This is a genomic window from bacterium (assembly GCA_024228115.1).
Classification (GTDB): domain Bacteria; phylum Myxococcota_A; class UBA9160; order UBA9160; family UBA6930.
The window spans coordinates 42,575-57,729 of record JAAETT010000612.1; the positions used below are offsets into that span (position 1 = coordinate 42,575).

Sequence of the window (15,155 nt, forward strand, 5' to 3'; positions counted from 1 at the left end):
GTAGTTCCGATTCCCCTGTAGGAGGACTCGTGATGCGGATGCGGAAAAACGCACTTGGCGAGACAATCCGGGTGGCCGCGATCGGCTTCGTCGTATCGGGATTCCTGGGCTCTGCCTCCGCGGCTAGCTGGGCGGATCCGGGAGCCACTGGTTCCAAGACATCGCCGCAAGGCAAATCGGCCGGGATTTCCGGCGAAACACTCCCCGGACCCAAAACGAAGGGAGCTGCGGAGGCGACCAAGGCAGGTGCTCCCAAGCTCCCGGTGCCCAAGGAAGCGGGTTCGCCTGTTCCGGTGAAGCCCGTGGATCCGCGTCGCGAGGCGGTGTCTTTGCGGCCGGGAATTCCGGGCGAGCGCGTTCCGATCGATGGGCGCCTTCCAGTGCTGCGGCGCAGCGGAGACCGAGGGCGACCGGAGCTGCCGCCGCCTGGCTCCGCGGGCGTCCGGCGGGCGCTTGCGACCCTCCTGCGTCTGGACGGCCGGACCGGCAGCCTGGACGTAACCGAGCCCGGGGATCCGGTGGTTCCCGCCGAATGGCACTTCGCGGACCCGGCAGTCGATCTCGCCGTGTTGCACGTTGGGTTGCGTCATCCGGCCTCATGCCCGGCTGCGGGCACTCCAGCGGACGTTGGCCTGCGGCAACTGGAAGGGCAGGGGGGAACGCTGCTCGTCGACGGATTCGTCAGCGCGCGCGGACGGCGTGGCTTCGACCTGAACGACTTCCGCTTTCGGGGCTACCCCGAATACCAGGTCAGTGTGTGTGGGCTCGGCCGTGGTGTTTTCACCGGCGAACGGACCAATGTCGTACGTGTGGCGCGCACCTACCTGGCGACGATCCACGGCATGATCGTCGGAGCCGAGTACCGCGCTCCGGATCGGGACTTCGTAAGCGAAGGGGTCGCCCTCGTCACCGTCCGGATCTACTCACCGGAGGGAGCGACGGTGCCCGGGACCCAGCTTCAGATCATGGACTTCAACGACGGCGTCTCCGGGCCCTGCCTTCCAGGGGGCGCCGCCTTCGAGGTGCCCGAGCTGCCAGAGAGTGGCTACGTCCAGGGCAAGCTGGGGTTCCGCTGCGCGGGCTGGAACCGGGCAGGCAGCGACCTCTGCGTCCAGCTTACGATCAACAGCGATGGCCGTGTTCTCCGAAGCGGGGGGGCGCGCGGGCCCGCTTCCTACCGGGCCTGTGTAGGGGGCGGGTCCAGGGACCCCCTCGCCCTGACCTCGGGGCCACCTCACCTCACCGCACAGGACGCACCCCGGCCCCGTTCTGGACCCGTGGTGCTTGGTAGCTGGGAGGCTTCGCAGCGGCGTTCGCCGAAGCAGTAGCCGGTTCACCCCCGGGATGACATGATCCAGGGAGCCGTGGATCACGACCAACTCCTGGCAAGCATCGCAGCGGGCAACGAATCCGCGCTCGTGGAGCTGTTCCGGGCCTTCGAGGGCAGGATCTTCGCCTTTGCGCAAAGTAGATTGAACGATCCAGCCTTCGCCAGCGACCTCGTGTGTGAGGTGATGGTCGAAGTGTGGAAGAACGCAGACAGCTTCGAAGGCCGGTCGGCCGTATCGAGCTGGATCCTGGGGATCGCCCGGAACCGGCTGATGGACGAGATCCGCCGCCGCGGCAGGCGTCACTTCGACGAACTGGACGAAACCACGGCCGACGATGAGTCCATCGATGCATCCGATGCCCTTGCCGCTGCCGGCGACGCCGGACATGTCAAGGAGTGCATGGACCGCCTGAACGAAGCCCAGCGCGAAGCCGTCCACCTCGCGTTCTACGAGGATTTGACCTACGTCGAAATCGCCGGGATCACCGATTGCCCCGAGGGCACCGTGAAGACCCGCATCTACCACGCCAAGAAGGCTTTGCAGCGCTGTCTGCAGGGATTCGGCCTGGAGTCACGAAATGCCTGAGAGCCCCGAAGAGCGCCGCGCGACCCAGGATCTCCTGCCCCTCTATGCGAACGGCAGGCTGGTCGGTGACGAGCGGGCGCGGGTCGAAGCCGCCCTTGCGGACGACGAGGAGCTGCGCGTCGAGTTGCAGTTCCTCGAGAGCTTGCGGCGCTCGGTCAAGCATAACGCCGAAGCCCCAGGTATGGGCGAGTTGGGCGAGCGCCGGCTGCTGAAGCGAATCCACCAGGAGCGCAGGCGGGAGTTCGTGCAACGCGCATGGCGCCCTGCCTTGGCGATGGCAGCAGGCCTGGCCATCCTGGCCCAGACGTTCGTCATAGGGTCCCTTCAGGGGGAGCTCGGCGAGCTCGAAATGCTGGGTGCCGGGAGCGGCGACCTTCAGGTCCGCTTCAGCCCGAAGGCGCCCGAAGCCGATATCCGCGCGCTGCTCATCGAAGTGAACGCACAGATCGTAGACGGGCCTTCGGCGATCGGGCTGTATCACCTCGATGTGGAGGGGCTCGAAGCCAGCCAGCCCGAGGATCGTGCTCCATTGGAACGGGTCGTTGAAGCGCTGCACGCGCGCGGAGACGTGATCGAATATGCGGCGCCCGAGCTGGGTGAATGAGGGGGCTGGCCCCTCGGGCCGTGCACTGGCGCCTTCTGACCAGCCTTCTGGTGCTGGCCGTGCCGAGCCTCGCGTTCTCCTCGCCGTACATCGAGTCGATCAAGTACAGCGGCTCCTGCGTGACGGGCGGTGCGGCCATCGACCTGAAGGGCAAGGGCTTCGGGAAGCAGGGTGACCTTGTCGTCGTTGCACGCAGTCTTCCCGGCAAGCCCACCCTGAGCACGACGGCATGGACGGACACCTCGATCCGGGCACTCACCGTGTCCGGGACCGGCGGTGGATCCGTCACCGTGGCGCTGCGGGACGCCAACGGTGCCTGGCACGGCAACCAGGTCAAGTATCCAGTCTGCGTGAAGAAAGCGAGCGGCCCGCCCGGGAATTCCAAGAAAGCGAGCGGCTCACCCGGGGATTCCAAGAACGTGAAGGCCGGGCCCGGGGAAACGAAGAAGCCGGTGTTTTCCGCGCTTGCGGGGCACCCGAGTACGCGACGTCAGCTGACAGGCTTGCGGCCGATAGGCCCCGGGGATCTGCTCGCGGGGGAAGAGCTCGTGGTGTTGCTGCGCCGTCGCAGTACTTCGGCCGAGCCGAGTTTGAGCACGCAGCGGGACCGCTACATCTTGAACCATCTCGATCTGTTCCTCGAGGTACGCCTGCCCGGCCCGGGAGTGCCCACCGGGGCCGCGCTCCAAGAGCTTCGCATGCGGCCAGAGGTCGTGGCCGCGGATCTCAACGATCGACTCGAACTGCTCGCCGATCAAGCTGCCAGCGACCCCCGCCGCTACGCCACGAGGCTGCTCGGTTGGGAGGATCGGGGCGGTGAATGCGGCAATCGCACTCGCATCGGCCTGGTGGACACGGGAGTGGACAAGGGACATCCGATCTTGCGGGGTGCCACCATCCGCGACCGCAGCTTCACCAGCTCCGAAAGCGGGCGTGACCATGGCACGGCAATCTCCGGTCTCTTGCTCGGTCGAGGCGGACCGATGCCGGGCCTCGTCCCGAAGGCCGAACTCTGGGTCGCCGCGGTCGTCGGTCTGGAGCGCGGCGGAGAAACCCGCGCCCAGGTCGCCGCGATCGGCCGTGCCCTCGACTGGCTGGTGGGCAAGAAGGTCCGCGTGATCAACTTCAGCATGGGTGGCGCGCGAAACTCGGTGCTGCACGAACTGGTCCGCAGGGTCCTCGAGCGAGATGTGGTCGTCGTGGCCGCCGCGGGCAACGGTGGGCGATCGACATCTCCCGTCTATCCCGCCGCCCAGGAGGGTGTCCTGGCGGTCTCCGCGGTCGACACACGCTCGAAGCCGTGGCGCGGCGGCAACCGGGGCACCTACGTAGACCTGGCTGCACCCGGGGTAGACCTGTGGGTCGCCCGCGCTGGGGGCAGCAGCGCTTTCGCCTCGGGAACTTCCTTTGCGGCGCCGTTCGTCACCGCTGCCGTCGCGGCACTCGGCGAGTCCCAGGATCCGGAACGGCTCCTGGACGACGCACTCGACCTCGGCGCGCCGGGTCATGACCCGGTGTTCGGGCATGGGCTGCTCCGGCCACCGGCGGAGTGCCTCGCCCGGTCGATTCGAGCCGCTCACCCCTGAATCCATTGGGTTGTGCCCGCGAAATTCCTGCTGGCACGCGGCTGGCAGTGTAGGGGTGTATGTCCGCGCCCGAGCAAGGCTTTCAGCCTCCGCACTGCCCGAATCCAAAGTGTGAAACCCACCAGAATCCGGTGGGTTGGCGGTATAAACGCGACGGATTCCATTTCCGTCAATGCGATGGGCGCCGCATCCAGCGGTACCTCTGTTCACATTGCGGCCGGTCCCTTAGTACACAGACGTTCTCCACCACCTACTGGTTGAAGCGCCCCGATCTCCTTCTCCCGCTCCTCAAGGCAAGCCTGGCCTGCGCAGGCCTCCGCCAGATGGCGCGCATCCACGGCGTCTCACCCTCCACCGTCGCACTCCAAGTCGGCCACGCCGGCCGTCATTGCCTGGCCTACCACGAACAGAGGCGGCCTCGTACCCCACCCACGGAGCCCCTCGTGGTCGATGGCTTCGAGACTTTCGAGTTCAGCCAGTACTGGGTCACGCACCTGAACACGGTGATCGGTGCCGAGAGCCACTACGTCTACACCACGACCGTCTCCGAATTGCGCCGAAAGGGCCGCACCACACGCTGTCAGAAGGAAAGGCTCAAGCAACTCGAGGCTCGCTTTGGAAGGCCTCATCCTCGCTCCATCGAGCGGGGCATCTCCGAGGCCCTCGGCTTGGTACTGCCCGAAGGCTCCGCAGCTGTCGTCCGCTCCGACGATCATCGCCAGTACCCGCCCGCCCTGCGCAAGCTCCAGGGCCGGGAGATCCAACACGAGATCACATCGTCGAAGGCACCTCGGACCCCTCAGAACGCGCTCTTCCCCGTGAACCTCTACCACCTGCTCCTCCGCCATGGCGGGGGCAACCACAAGCGCGAGACGATTGCCTTCTCGAAGCGGAACCAGGCGATGGTGTGGCGAGAGGCCATCCACCGCGTGTGGAGGAATCACGTCAAGCAGCTCTCCGAGCGGCGGGGCGGGGGGACACCGGCGATGGCCCTGGGCATGGATGAGGCGCCGCTCTCATGGGAGAAGATCCTAGGAAAGCGCATCTTTCCATCTCGGATCGAACTCCCCGAGCCCCTTCGCAAAGCCTACTTTGGGCGGATTCCGACGCGGCAGCTACCTCGCGCGCGGGCTCACCTGCTCAGCTACGCCGCGTAGGCCACAACTCGGAGCTGACGTGAAGCGCGGGTTTCGCCTCCATGCGGCTTCGTTCTGGGCCCAGCAGGAATTTCGCGGGCACAACCAATGGGTTGAACCCTTGGCAGGGCCCGGACGACCCAGGCCCGAACCGCCCGTTGTGGGCGAACCAACAAGGGAGATCGACATGGGTTTCATCAAGAACGTGGGAATCGGATTCGTCTGCGCCAGCCTGCTGGGAACGGGCGCACAAGCTGCTGGGTACGTGAAGTTCCACAGCGAAGGCAGCCGCTCCTTCAAGGTCGAAAAGGGTGAGAGCGCTTTCGAAGGAGCGACTCCAAAGCAGAGGGGCAGGAACGCGCCGGGCAAAACGCCATCGTTGGTCGAGGCCGGTCCGCAGCCGGAGCCGCCGACTCGAGCGGGCAAACGGATGCGTGGTGGAGCGAGCCGGGTCAGTCCGAAGCCCGTCCCCGCGACGGACTCGACCGGTTCGCATGCCAGGTCGCCGAGCGCCCTGGGCGGCGCTCGGCCGGATTCGTCCAGCCGTCTGGGCGCGCTGACGAATGGACGGCGTACCGCAGCTCGGCCCACTACGAGCGGCGGCGGTGGTTGCGTGGATCCGGTGGCGGAGAACATCGTCGTGTCCGGCGTACGCGCCAATGGAGACGGGACCTACGATTTCTCGCTGCGGGGGTCCGTCGTAAATCGGGGATCGGCCGGGTGGGCCTCCGGGATGGACCAGCAGATCGCGAACCTGACCCAGAACGGAATCGCCAAGGCCGTTGCCCGGTTCCCGCGTCTGGATGCCGGAGCCAGGGTCAACACCAGCTTTGCTCGCGTTCGCGGGTGGATGCCATCCCAGGAGTTCCAGGCCGGTTTCGAACTCCGGATCTCGTACGATCCGGACATCTTCATGGACGGCAACGAGCGAAACGACGACTGCCGGATGGGGAACAACCTTTCCTCGATCAGCGTGGACGAGATCAACCGGGAGATCGCTCGGCAGGCGCCGTAGCGCCGGATGAGCTTCGACCCCCGGGCCTTCGAGCCCGAGAAGGGCTGGGTGGCGCTCCCACCCAGCCCTTTTTTTTGCATGGCTGGCAGATGGCTTCCGCGAGCAGAAGCCCCGGGGATCTCCCAACTAGTGGAATCTATGGGCGTTTTTCTGTTGAACCCTCGTCGGCGTTGGAACCACCCAGGCTCGAACACAACGGGCCATGAAAGGCTCAAGGGGAGAACGAGATGATGGATCGAAATGAACGACGATTCCGGACCCTGCGCCGCGCAACTGCCAGTCTGGCATTTGGCGCTCTTTCACTTTTCGACGTCGCAGCCTGGGCTGCACCGCCCTTGCCGGTGATTGGTGGCTTCGGCACCGCGAACGAGCAAATGCCGACCGAGCAGCGACAGCTGAAGAAAGACAAGCGGCGAAGCGCGGCGATGCAGACGCACTCGCGGATTCCCGCAAAGGGCGTTGCCCCGGGCAAGCTCTCAGGACCGACGCTTTCGAAGGAGAAGCGGAAGGTCGGCAAGGCCGCGTTGCAGGAGCTGCCCGCCGTGCAGATGCCGGCTCCGGCCCGCAAGTTGAAGCGGGAGGGTCCGAGGGCCCACATTCAGCCCGGGAAGCAGGGCAAGCTTCGCCAGCCGATGTCGCCGAGCTTCGGCAAAGCCGCCCCGATTCAGGGTCTGCATCTTGGTACGACTCCGCTGCCGTCGGGGGGCGTTCCCGCTAGCGCAGCTCCGCGCGGAGGATCCGGGGATGGTCGCGGAATCCGAGAGGCCGCCCGCCAGATTCGTGAGGACGCCTCGAGACGCAACTCGATTCGGCTGACCGGTCTGTCCGGTTTCACCGGCTACGAAGGACAGTGCGCCGGCTCTGGTGAGCCGCTCGTGCTCGCGGGCTACGGCTTCGGCGAGGCCCGAGGTAGCCGACAGATCGTGCTCGAGCGACGCGGCACTCGCAGCAGCTCGGTCGCGGCCTACCTGCGCACCGACTCGTGGAGCGATGGTCGCGTCACGGCGGCGGTGCCCAGCGGCCTCGACGAGGGCCAGACGTATCGCATCCTGGTACAGGATTCTGCGGGCCGCCATTTGAGCAATAGCCTGTCGATCACCGCCTGCCGAACTCGTGGTCGCGTCGTCGTGAACATGGATACCAGCTGGTGCGCCTACTCGACGGATCAGGTGATCGTCGAGGCGCGCAACTTGGGCGGCCGCGCCTACTCGCTCGGTGCGATGACCGGCTCCCACGATTTCGATGTGGTGTTCGGTAGCGATAGCCTGCCCCTTGGCCGGTACAGCATCGAGGCGAGCTTCCGCGGCGATCCGTGCCCGGGTGGGATGTGGTCGGGCAGCCCGAACATCCACATCTCCCACGACGATCCGCTCGAGCGGGTGACATTGAACTACGACGTGACCATGACCGAGACCCCGCTCGCCGTGAGCCTGGTCGAGGGCTTGCTGCGCAGCTCCTTTCGAGGGCTGCAGGTCCGGTTGAACAACTACGACCCCGCAAGGCGGGGTGGCACCCGCTTCCTGCCAGGTGATGCGTTCATCGACCTGCCCGAAGCTCTGGGCGGGAGACGAATTGCGCTTGACCTACCGGAGATCAGAGAAGGGGCCTTCCGCTACTACGTGCAGGATCTGAATCTGGATGGAATCCACGTAGGCCATGAAGGCGAGCGCTTCCACGTTCGGCTCGACTTCGAAAGCGCTGGAAACGAGCTGAAGGGGCATTGTTTTGGCGACCTCACGGACGGCTGCCTGGCGGGTAGTGACAGCTCGGCACCCGACGGTCACGTGAACCGGGTTGCGGTCGACATCTTCTTCGACGCGATCCGTTACAACGTGGGAGGTGGCACCGGTGGTGACGTCTCGATCGGCAATGTCGAGGTCAGCATGAGTGCGGACCTGGCGATCAACGGAATCCTCGGCCCGATCTTCGAGCTGATCGAAGGCGAGATCCAGGGGCGCGTGATTCCTCCGCTCGAGGCGAACCTGCGCGCCCAGCTCTCGACCCGGGCCTTCCAGACCCAGGTCGCGGAGGGCATCCGCAGTGCGACTGGCGGGCTGATTGGCAACGTCCAGGGTGTGAACCTGGTCGGCAGCAACCTCATTGTTCGCCACGTTCCGCGTAGCTAGGCAAGTATGCGCAGCCAACACCTGGGAGCCCCGAGCAGCCCTGCTGCTCGGGGCTCCATCAGATCAGGTTCTGGTGAGTTGATCCGGCATTCTGGTAGAGCGCTGCAGCCGTCCCGTGTGTGCGATCAGCCGCGGGGGCGAGCCAGCTCCGGCGGATCGGGTCGAGGCAGGCGCTCCGCAACCGGTGCGAGGGCGGGGAGCGGCTCGCTACGAGCGGCTTGGTACCAGTAGGCCGTGCTCGAATAGTCGTTGGCCAGGGCGTTGGCGTGGCCCGTCTCGATGGTGACACGGATCGATTCCTCGAAGCGGATCGGATCCTCGACGTGAAACCGGTACATGCTGTTCTTGCCGCCCCAGGGCCACGACGGGTTGCCGCTGTACAGGGTGAGCCCGTGGTAGGCGGATGAGAACACCTGGGTGGGGCAGAAGGCGGTGTTGAAGTAGTCCTCGGTGCCCGTGCCGTGGAGCCGCGGCGGCCAGGCGTCTCCATCGACGAAGATCATGTCGTCACCCTCTCCGTACCAATCGTTGACCTGGCGATCGAAGACGTCGATGTTCAGCACACAGCCGACGTATTGTCCGCGCCCCCGCACATCGAGGATCGTGTAGTTGCGGGCAGCGTCGAGATTGGGCTCGCTCCAGGGGCCTCCGATGGCCAGGCCTGCGCCAACGGGGCGCCGATCGTCGAGGCGGTAGTCCTTGCGAGTCCAGCCCTTTTCCGTGGCGACCCCCGCGCTGGGATTCTGTCGATGCCAGCTGGCGTGGAAACGGGCGAGTTCGGGATCGAGAGCAGGATAGGCCTCGTAGTCGATGTAGTAGTAGAAGAGGATGACGCTCTCGCCCTGGTTCTCGATGCTGAAACGTGCACCGTCAGCGAAGGGCATCGGAAACCAGCAGTTGAGGCTCTTGCCGTCCTCCGGGCTCGCCTGCAACGGGAGGGAGTCGAAGTTGCGGCGGCGTCCGAAGCCGAGGCCGAAGAACTCGCCGACCGGGACCTCGACGCTCGGGGAGGTTTCACCGTCCCACCAGATGCGCAAAACGCTCTTCATGAGGTCGTCGGGGTCGTCGGGCAACGGCATCGTGGTGACCCAGATGTGTTTGATGCATCCTGCGCCGTCGATGCTGCCGAGGTCGGCGGTTTCGCCGGGCTGGATCGCCAGGCAATCTGCGTTGCCACCGCTGCGATCCCAGGACGAGAGGCGGTGGCGTTCGAAGGTTCGAAGGCGTGCGAGGTCAGCAAGCGAGCCGGTTCCGATCTGCATGCGTCCCTCCTTGGATACGATCGGCGAGGGTAGCCATTCCGGAAGCGCGGGACGCCTGGAATCCCCGGAAGCCAGGATCGTCTCCCAGGGACCGACCCGTATGGGCGTGCCGTGGTGGATGTGGAGTGAGCCCTCCGGACGACGACAACGTTCGATCCACCGCCCGGCTGCGACCCTCAGCCCCTCCGAGCTCGGGTTGAAGCCAGATCCCCACATTTCGCCGGATTGAACCGCCGGGCCACCTCGGACGACTCAGATGTGGGATGGTTTGTCTCCAGGAGGAATCTGATGTCGATTCGAATGATGCAGTGGGTCCTTGGCCTCGCCCTCGCGTGCCTGGTTGCGGTACCGGGCCCGGCCCAGGTCCGCGAGGACCTGCTCGAGGGAGATCCGCTCGGCGGGCAGGGCAAAGCGACGAGCCCCGTCCCGGTGCAGGATCCCGACGCGCCGAAGAAGAGGGTGCCGAAACCCACGCGGCACGATCCGCGCGAAGGAAAGGTGGGCGAAGAGGCCACTACGCCGGGTGCCGTAAGGCCTCCACCGATGCGGCCGGGCATGGGTCAGCTCGATCCCAACCAGATCGACAGCCGGCCAAAATCCGACGTCGGCATCCGCATCGTCGAAGCCGTTCTGCCGCAAGTCGAGGTCGTCGTAGAGGTGAAGAACCACGGCCCCACTCCGCTCGACCGCAGCGCGATCGTCTCCGTGCGCGTCGACACGGGCGATGGTTGCGACTGGCCGAGCGGGAATCCCGTTGTCCCGGTCTCTGGCCTGCGAGTCGGTGAGACACGCCAGGTCATCGTCCGCACCCGCAACCCGCGATGCTCCGAGCGCTACGCCCGGCCCTGCGAAGAGCTATCGGTGCACGCAAGGGTGGCGCCGTCGATGCGGCGTGGCGAAGGCTATGCGGATCCCAACCCGGCCAACGATCGCGCGACCGCGCGTCTCGCGGCCGTACTCCGCGATGATCGCCAGACGCCGGCCACGCGGGGGGAGCGGAGGGTCCGCGTCAAGCTCTCGAACCTCGTCTTCTGGATGCGCTGTGGCCGTGGCGCAGGCGCTGTCTGCGAGATCGAGTGGATCAAGACCCAGCTCCACAACGCACGCGAATCCACCTACGACCACAGGACGCTCGGAATCATGCAGTCGGGACGATCGGGAGACCGCCTCGCACACAGCCCACGCCATCTCAAGGTGCGCGATGGCGACCTTGTGGGAGTTCCGCACGCGGCGACGGCCGAGGCGTATGCCTACGAGGGTGAGACGATCGAGTTCGTGATGAAGGCGCGCGACATGGACTGCACGGGAGATCGCGACTGTCGGCGGGGCAATACCGGCAAGCGCGTCTACCGCTTCCAGGTGCCTCAGTTCTGGCCGGGCTTCCTCGGCAACTGCGACGCCAAGCAGTCCGTCCACGAGATGAGGGGCTGGAGCAGCTCCGGGGAGGTCGGCGGATTGCCGCGTCCGCGCATCCAGCCGGAGGGCTACGAGGTCTACCCGGCGCAGATCTGCTTCGAGCCTGTTACGGAGGGCCGTTCGGGGTTCTGAGCTGGGGGATTGGCTCCCCCGGCAAGTACCCGAGGAAATCTTCGGGCGCTGCAAGGCGGCGTGTTCGGATTGGCCCCTGGGCCAATCCGTCGCACACGATCTGGTCGGTCACCGGATCGAAGGGAGTGAGCGGGGGTAGGGCGGAATCCGGACGATGATCGTCGTGAAGGAGGACGCCGAAGTCGTCGGCGACTTCGTTGGTCCAGCTCTCGTCGCCGGCGATCATCGACACGATCCAGTCGCGCACGGTGGGGACGCCGCCGGTGGTATCGTCAGGACGATCTCATCCTCGGCGGCGCCAAGGCCTGGGCCGATGATTGCGAGGAAGCGAACCACCACGGCCGCGTCGAACTCGGAGCCCCCCGGGTTCATTGCGATGCCGTACGTATGACCTGCAAACGAGGCGAGGAGATCGCCTGGCGCAGTGAGTGCGGGTCGAGGGCTGCCGAGCGGGAGGAGAATCATGACGACGAGGAGTGCCCTGGACCCGAATCCGCCGCGATGGGAAGGGCGTTGCTCACGATTGCGTCGGCGACTCAGGTGCAACAGCCGTGCGACCAGGACCCACTCGAAGCCCAGCCCGCAGGCGGGTGCCTGGTCGGTATGGATGGGGCCGGGCGGCGTCTCGTTCGCGGTATCCACTTCCGTGCAGATCGCGAGCGCGGTCAGGGCAGTGGGGCCACCTCGATCGGCCGCCTTCGGTTCCCGGAGGTGAAGGGAGGATCATTGAGAGCGTTGAAGGTGCTCGCTGTGTGCCTAGTGGGAGTGTCGTCTTGGGGCTGCGTTGGCGGCGATGTGGTGTCGTCGACGAACACCTCGCAGGCGTCCAATACCAGGGGCACCCTGGGAGATGGAGGTGTCTCAGGGTTCTATCACTACGACGGCGAGGTTCCGTCAACGCCAGGAACGCTATCGCGGCAGGAGCCACTGCAGGCCCATCAGTCGATTCCTGGCGCCGCCGACAACATCCGCTTGCGTTATTCATCGACGAATGGCCTCGATGGGAAGGCGGCGATCGCCGTTTCCGGTGGCTGTTTCTTCCGCAAGGTGTGCCTCCCGAGGGTGGCTGGCCGCTGCTTCTGTGGTCACACGGCACGGTTGGAATCGCGGATGTCTGTGCGCCGAGTTGGACGGGCTAGGTGCCGTTTCATCAGGAGCACTTGAGGCGTTGGCTGGAGAGTGGTTACGCGTTCGTGGCATCGGACTATCAAGGCCTGGGGACGAAGGGAACGCACCCCTACCTTGCCACCCGCCCCGCAGCGTTCAGCAACCTGGATGCGATCCGAGCGGTGAAAGCAGCGGATCTCCCGCTCTCGGATGAGGTCGTCATCGCGGGCCAATCGCAAGGAGCGGCGCAGCGCTGGTGACGGCGGTGTATTCGGCAAGCTACGCCCCAGAAATTCGCCTTCGCGGTGTCGTTGCGACAGGCGTGCCCTATTTCACCCCCGAGGCCCTCGTTGCCGTTCAAGAAGCCCGTCCCAGGGACGTCGTGGATCCCATGCTCGGCTACAACTTCCTGGTTCTATCGCTGGTCGAACATTTGGACCCAAGCTTTGACGCTTCAGACTACGTCTACGAGGGGGTGCTGCCGACGGCGCGCACGGTCCAAGGTGTCTGCAATCTGGATATCAGGGCGAAGATCCAGGATCTTGGCCTCACCAACGACAGTACTTTCAAGACGCCGCCTCCGCTCCAAAAGGGATTCGAACAGATGCAGTTCCCGACACTCGAGTTCTCCGTTCCAATCTTCGTCGGAACGGGGTGGGTCGATCGCGATACGCCGCCGCGCATGCAGGCCCGTTTCGTTGATGCCGCATTCGAGGCGGGCTCGAACGTATCGGCCCACCTGTACGAAGGCTACGACCACCTGACCGTGCTCAACCACTCGATGGCGGACTCGATCCCATTCGTGGCCGCGGCATTCTCCTGTGACGAGATTCCTGGAAACTGCGACAAGTTGCCGTTCGAGAACCAGGTTCGAGCCAAGGTTGGCTGCTCGCGGGTATCGTGCTTCTGCAGTAGGTTTCCGCGGACTGATCGTCGTGGGTGCCTCACGAACAAGGCCTGACGTTGGACCATTACTTCTTCAACATCGACGTCGTAGGGAGCTGCAACCTGCGCTGTCCATCCTGCCCTGTTGGGAACTCCGATGTCGCCCTGCCAAGGGGCTTGATGGACGTCGAGACCATGGAGCGGATCGCGGACAAGGCGTTGGCCGAATGCGATCTCAAGGGTATCGGGCTCTTCAACTGGACCGAGCCGCTTCTGCATCCGCGGCTGGCTTCCTTGATCCGTGTTCTTCGGGAGCGGGAGATCAAGGTCAACATCAGTTCGAATTTGAACATTGCCAAACGGTTGGACGAAATCCTCGCCTCGGATCCGACCCAGTTCCGGGTGTCGCTTTCGGGGATCAAGCCGGACACCTACGCGCGCTATCACAGGGGCGGCGAACTTGCGACCGTTCTGGGGAACCTCCAGGAGCTCGCGGACATACGAGAACGCACGGGCGCCGCAACGAGGGTCCATCTTCTCTTCCACAGATACCGCGACAACCTCGACGAAGAACCTGAGGTTGCCAAGCTTGCCGCCGAGCTGGGTTTCGATTTCATCGGCGTGTGGGCGTTCATGATGCCTCTGGAGAAGGTTCTCGCTCTCCGAGATCCAGGCCTGCATCCGGAACTCCTCACGGAAGAGGACCGGGCGTTGGTCGATCGACTCGCTCTTGATCCCTCAGATGCCCTGTCGGCGACCGCCCCCTACCGTTCCAGGCCGTGTGACCTCCTCGAGCATCAGATCACGTTGGATTGGCAGGGCAACGTCCAACTCTGCTGCGGGTTGTTCGACCCGGAGCGGTTCGGTGTCGGCTCATACCTGGAGTTTCCGATCGAAGAGATTCAGCGACGGAAATACGAGGATCCGTACTGCTCCAGGTGCACGGAACTCGGCGGCCATGTCTATGCGAACTACGGCGCTCCTGAGTTCGATGAGCTTGCGGAGCGCAAGGCGGGGCCCGTACAGGTGTGGGAGCCACCTCGGCCCAGCCGTTGGACACGAATGCTGGGATCGGTTCGTCACTGGGCAAGCCACAGCTGATCCGAAAGCGTCCGCCTTCCGGATTCCCGGGGTCGACGCACTACCGCACCGCGTCCTGGTCCCGAGTGGACCTGCGCAGGTCCACTCGGGATAACCGGGAATCGACTCATGTCCCGGGCGACTTCCGGTAAGGACCGCTTTCGAGGTGGCCGGTGCGACCGGCCAGCACATGCCTTTGATGCGTGTGCCCAAGTCCTTTCACGATCGCGCGCGTCCCCGATCACGGCTCCACGCGCCCGGAGCTACGATTGCACGCGCATCCGGGGGGTGACGCGGAGGCATACGTGGACCTTCCGCTTGAAAAGGCGTCGAAGGTACGCCACGTCCGAGCACCCGACCCTCTCCGCAACTTCGGATAGAGGGAGCCCGGTTCGTTCGAGGAGGTTTCGCGCATGCTCGATCCACAGGTCGTGCACGTAGGACAAGCTTCTGCCGAATGTGCCGGCTCGACTACGAAAGCGATTCGATGAACGTCTTCTACGAGTTCCGACCGTAGTCCGCCGCACGTCATGGCTTCTTGCTTGAGGTTGGGCGCCGAGTGGGCGGAGCCGTGGTTTCTTGATCCATGGCTCGGCTGGGGATCGTCCGCCGGGTCGTCGAGTATGAAGAGCGTGATCTCTTCGTACACGTCGGGTCCGACGTTGACTCTGCGCGGTGGATGCGATCGGTCGGCTCGTCCCAGTCCGCCTCGCCCGGTGAGATCGTGAAGCGGTTGATCTCGTCGGTGTCCTAGCTCCAATCCGTCGTATTGAGGTGAAGGCCGGACATTGAAATGGCCCTGCGAGTGTGAGATGAAGGAGTTACGAGGCTTCTCCACCGACACCCAACAAGGCCACTTCAGTGCGATTGATTCAAGGCTCTATTCGGAC

Annotated in this window: 15 protein-coding genes; 11 read left to right on the forward strand and 4 right to left on the reverse strand. The window is 65.0% G+C overall.

From position 1 onward, the window contains the following. The first annotated feature begins 32 nt into the window (after positions 1-32). From GY937_25620 to GY937_25650, 7 genes are all read left to right on the forward strand, one after another. Positions 33-1,328: a hypothetical protein gene (locus GY937_25620; protein ID MCP5060096.1), complete on the forward strand. Its 1,296-nt coding sequence runs from the start codon at positions 33-35 to the stop codon at positions 1,326-1,328. 21 nt (positions 1,329-1,349) lie between these two features. After that, a complete protein-coding gene (locus tag GY937_25625) occupies positions 1,350-1,916 on the forward strand; it encodes a sigma-70 family RNA polymerase sigma factor (protein MCP5060097.1) in 567 nt (188 codons plus the stop codon). Further along, positions 1,909-2,520: a hypothetical protein gene (locus GY937_25630; GenBank protein ID MCP5060098.1), complete on the forward strand. Its 612-nt coding sequence runs from the start codon at positions 1,909-1,911 to the stop codon at positions 2,518-2,520. Before GY937_25625 ends, GY937_25630 begins: the two co-directional genes overlap by 8 nt. Positions 2,521-2,540: 20 nt before the next feature. Further along, positions 2,541-4,106: a S8 family serine peptidase gene (locus GY937_25635; GenBank protein ID MCP5060099.1), complete on the forward strand. Its 1,566-nt coding sequence runs from the start codon at positions 2,541-2,543 to the stop codon at positions 4,104-4,106. Between the two features lie 257 nt (positions 4,107-4,363). Continuing rightward, positions 4,364-5,263: a hypothetical protein gene (locus tag GY937_25640; protein ID MCP5060100.1), complete on the forward strand. Its 900-nt coding sequence runs from the start codon at positions 4,364-4,366 to the stop codon at positions 5,261-5,263. A 166-nt stretch (positions 5,264-5,429) separates the two neighbouring features. Next, the gene (locus GY937_25645; GenBank protein ID MCP5060101.1) at positions 5,430-6,257 is read left to right on the forward strand and encodes a hypothetical protein; all 828 of its coding nucleotides are present in this window, start codon (positions 5,430-5,432) and stop codon (positions 6,255-6,257) included. 227 nt (positions 6,258-6,484) lie between these two features. After that, the gene (locus GY937_25650) at positions 6,485-8,383 is read left to right on the forward strand and encodes a hypothetical protein (protein MCP5060102.1); all 1,899 of its coding nucleotides are present in this window, start codon (positions 6,485-6,487) and stop codon (positions 8,381-8,383) included. 125 nt (positions 8,384-8,508) lie between these two features. On the opposite strand, the gene GY937_25655 is transcribed toward GY937_25650, so the two are convergent. Then, positions 8,509-9,645: a DUF2961 domain-containing protein gene (locus GY937_25655; protein ID MCP5060103.1), complete on the reverse strand. Its 1,137-nt coding sequence runs from the start codon at positions 9,643-9,645 to the stop codon at positions 8,509-8,511. A 288-nt stretch (positions 9,646-9,933) separates the two neighbouring features. On the opposite strand from GY937_25655, the gene GY937_25660 reads away from it, so the two are divergent. Then, positions 9,934-11,193 (forward strand): hypothetical protein, encoded by a 1,260-nt coding sequence (locus GY937_25660; protein MCP5060104.1) that lies wholly within the window; start codon positions 9,934-9,936, stop codon positions 11,191-11,193. Here GY937_25660 and GY937_25665 read toward each other — a convergent pair. Further along, positions 11,168-11,440, reverse strand: coding sequence for a hypothetical protein (locus GY937_25665; GenBank protein ID MCP5060105.1), 273 nt, complete (start codon positions 11,438-11,440; stop codon positions 11,168-11,170). The two genes, GY937_25660 and GY937_25665, sit on opposite strands and share 26 nt — an antisense overlap. Then, positions 11,416-11,835, reverse strand: a complete 420-nt coding sequence (locus GY937_25670) for a hypothetical protein (GenBank protein MCP5060106.1) — start codon at positions 11,833-11,835, stop codon at positions 11,416-11,418. The genes GY937_25665 and GY937_25670 overlap by 25 nt, the downstream gene beginning before the upstream one ends. Positions 11,836-12,353: 518 nt before the next feature. Here GY937_25670 and GY937_25675 point away from each other — a divergent pair. Genes GY937_25675 through GY937_25685 form a run of 3 tightly spaced genes read left to right on the forward strand, consistent with a single transcriptional unit; the run spans position 12,354 to position 14,286 of the window. Continuing rightward, the gene (locus GY937_25675) at positions 12,354-12,560 is read left to right on the forward strand and encodes a hypothetical protein (protein MCP5060107.1); all 207 of its coding nucleotides are present in this window, start codon (positions 12,354-12,356) and stop codon (positions 12,558-12,560) included. After that, the gene (locus GY937_25680; GenBank protein MCP5060108.1) at positions 12,557-13,261 is read left to right on the forward strand and encodes a hypothetical protein; all 705 of its coding nucleotides are present in this window, start codon (positions 12,557-12,559) and stop codon (positions 13,259-13,261) included. Before GY937_25675 ends, GY937_25680 begins: the two co-directional genes overlap by 4 nt. Next, on the forward strand, positions 13,240-14,286 hold the full coding sequence (locus GY937_25685; GenBank protein MCP5060109.1) for a radical SAM protein: 1,047 nt from the start codon (positions 13,240-13,242) through the stop codon (positions 14,284-14,286). The genes GY937_25680 and GY937_25685 overlap by 22 nt, the downstream gene beginning before the upstream one ends. Positions 14,287-14,528: 242 nt before the next feature. Here GY937_25685 and GY937_25690 read toward each other — a convergent pair whose 3' ends face one another. After that, positions 14,529-14,792: a helix-turn-helix domain-containing protein gene (locus tag GY937_25690; GenBank protein ID MCP5060110.1), complete on the reverse strand. Its 264-nt coding sequence runs from the start codon at positions 14,790-14,792 to the stop codon at positions 14,529-14,531. Between the last annotated feature and the right edge of the window lie 363 nt (positions 14,793-15,155).

Excerpts from the sequence above, each read along its gene's own strand:
- GY937_25620 (MCP5060096.1), top strand. The coding sequence starts at position 33 with ATGCGGATGCGGAAAAACGCACTTGGCGAGACAATCCGGGTGGCCGCG.
- GY937_25625 (MCP5060097.1), top strand. The coding sequence starts at position 1,350 with ATGATCCAGGGAGCCGTGGATCACGACCAACTCCTGGCAAGCATCGCA.
- GY937_25630 (MCP5060098.1), top strand. The coding sequence starts at position 1,909 with ATGCCTGAGAGCCCCGAAGAGCGCCGCGCGACCCAGGATCTCCTGCCC.
- GY937_25645 (MCP5060101.1), top strand. The coding sequence starts at position 5,430 with ATGGGTTTCATCAAGAACGTGGGAATCGGATTCGTCTGCGCCAGCCTG.
- GY937_25650 (MCP5060102.1), top strand. The coding sequence starts at position 6,485 with ATGATGGATCGAAATGAACGACGATTCCGGACCCTGCGCCGCGCAACT.
- GY937_25655 (MCP5060103.1), bottom strand. The coding sequence starts at position 9,645 with ATGCAGATCGGAACCGGCTCGCTTGCTGACCTCGCACGCCTTCGAACC.
- GY937_25660 (MCP5060104.1), top strand. The coding sequence starts at position 9,934 with ATGTCGATTCGAATGATGCAGTGGGTCCTTGGCCTCGCCCTCGCGTGC.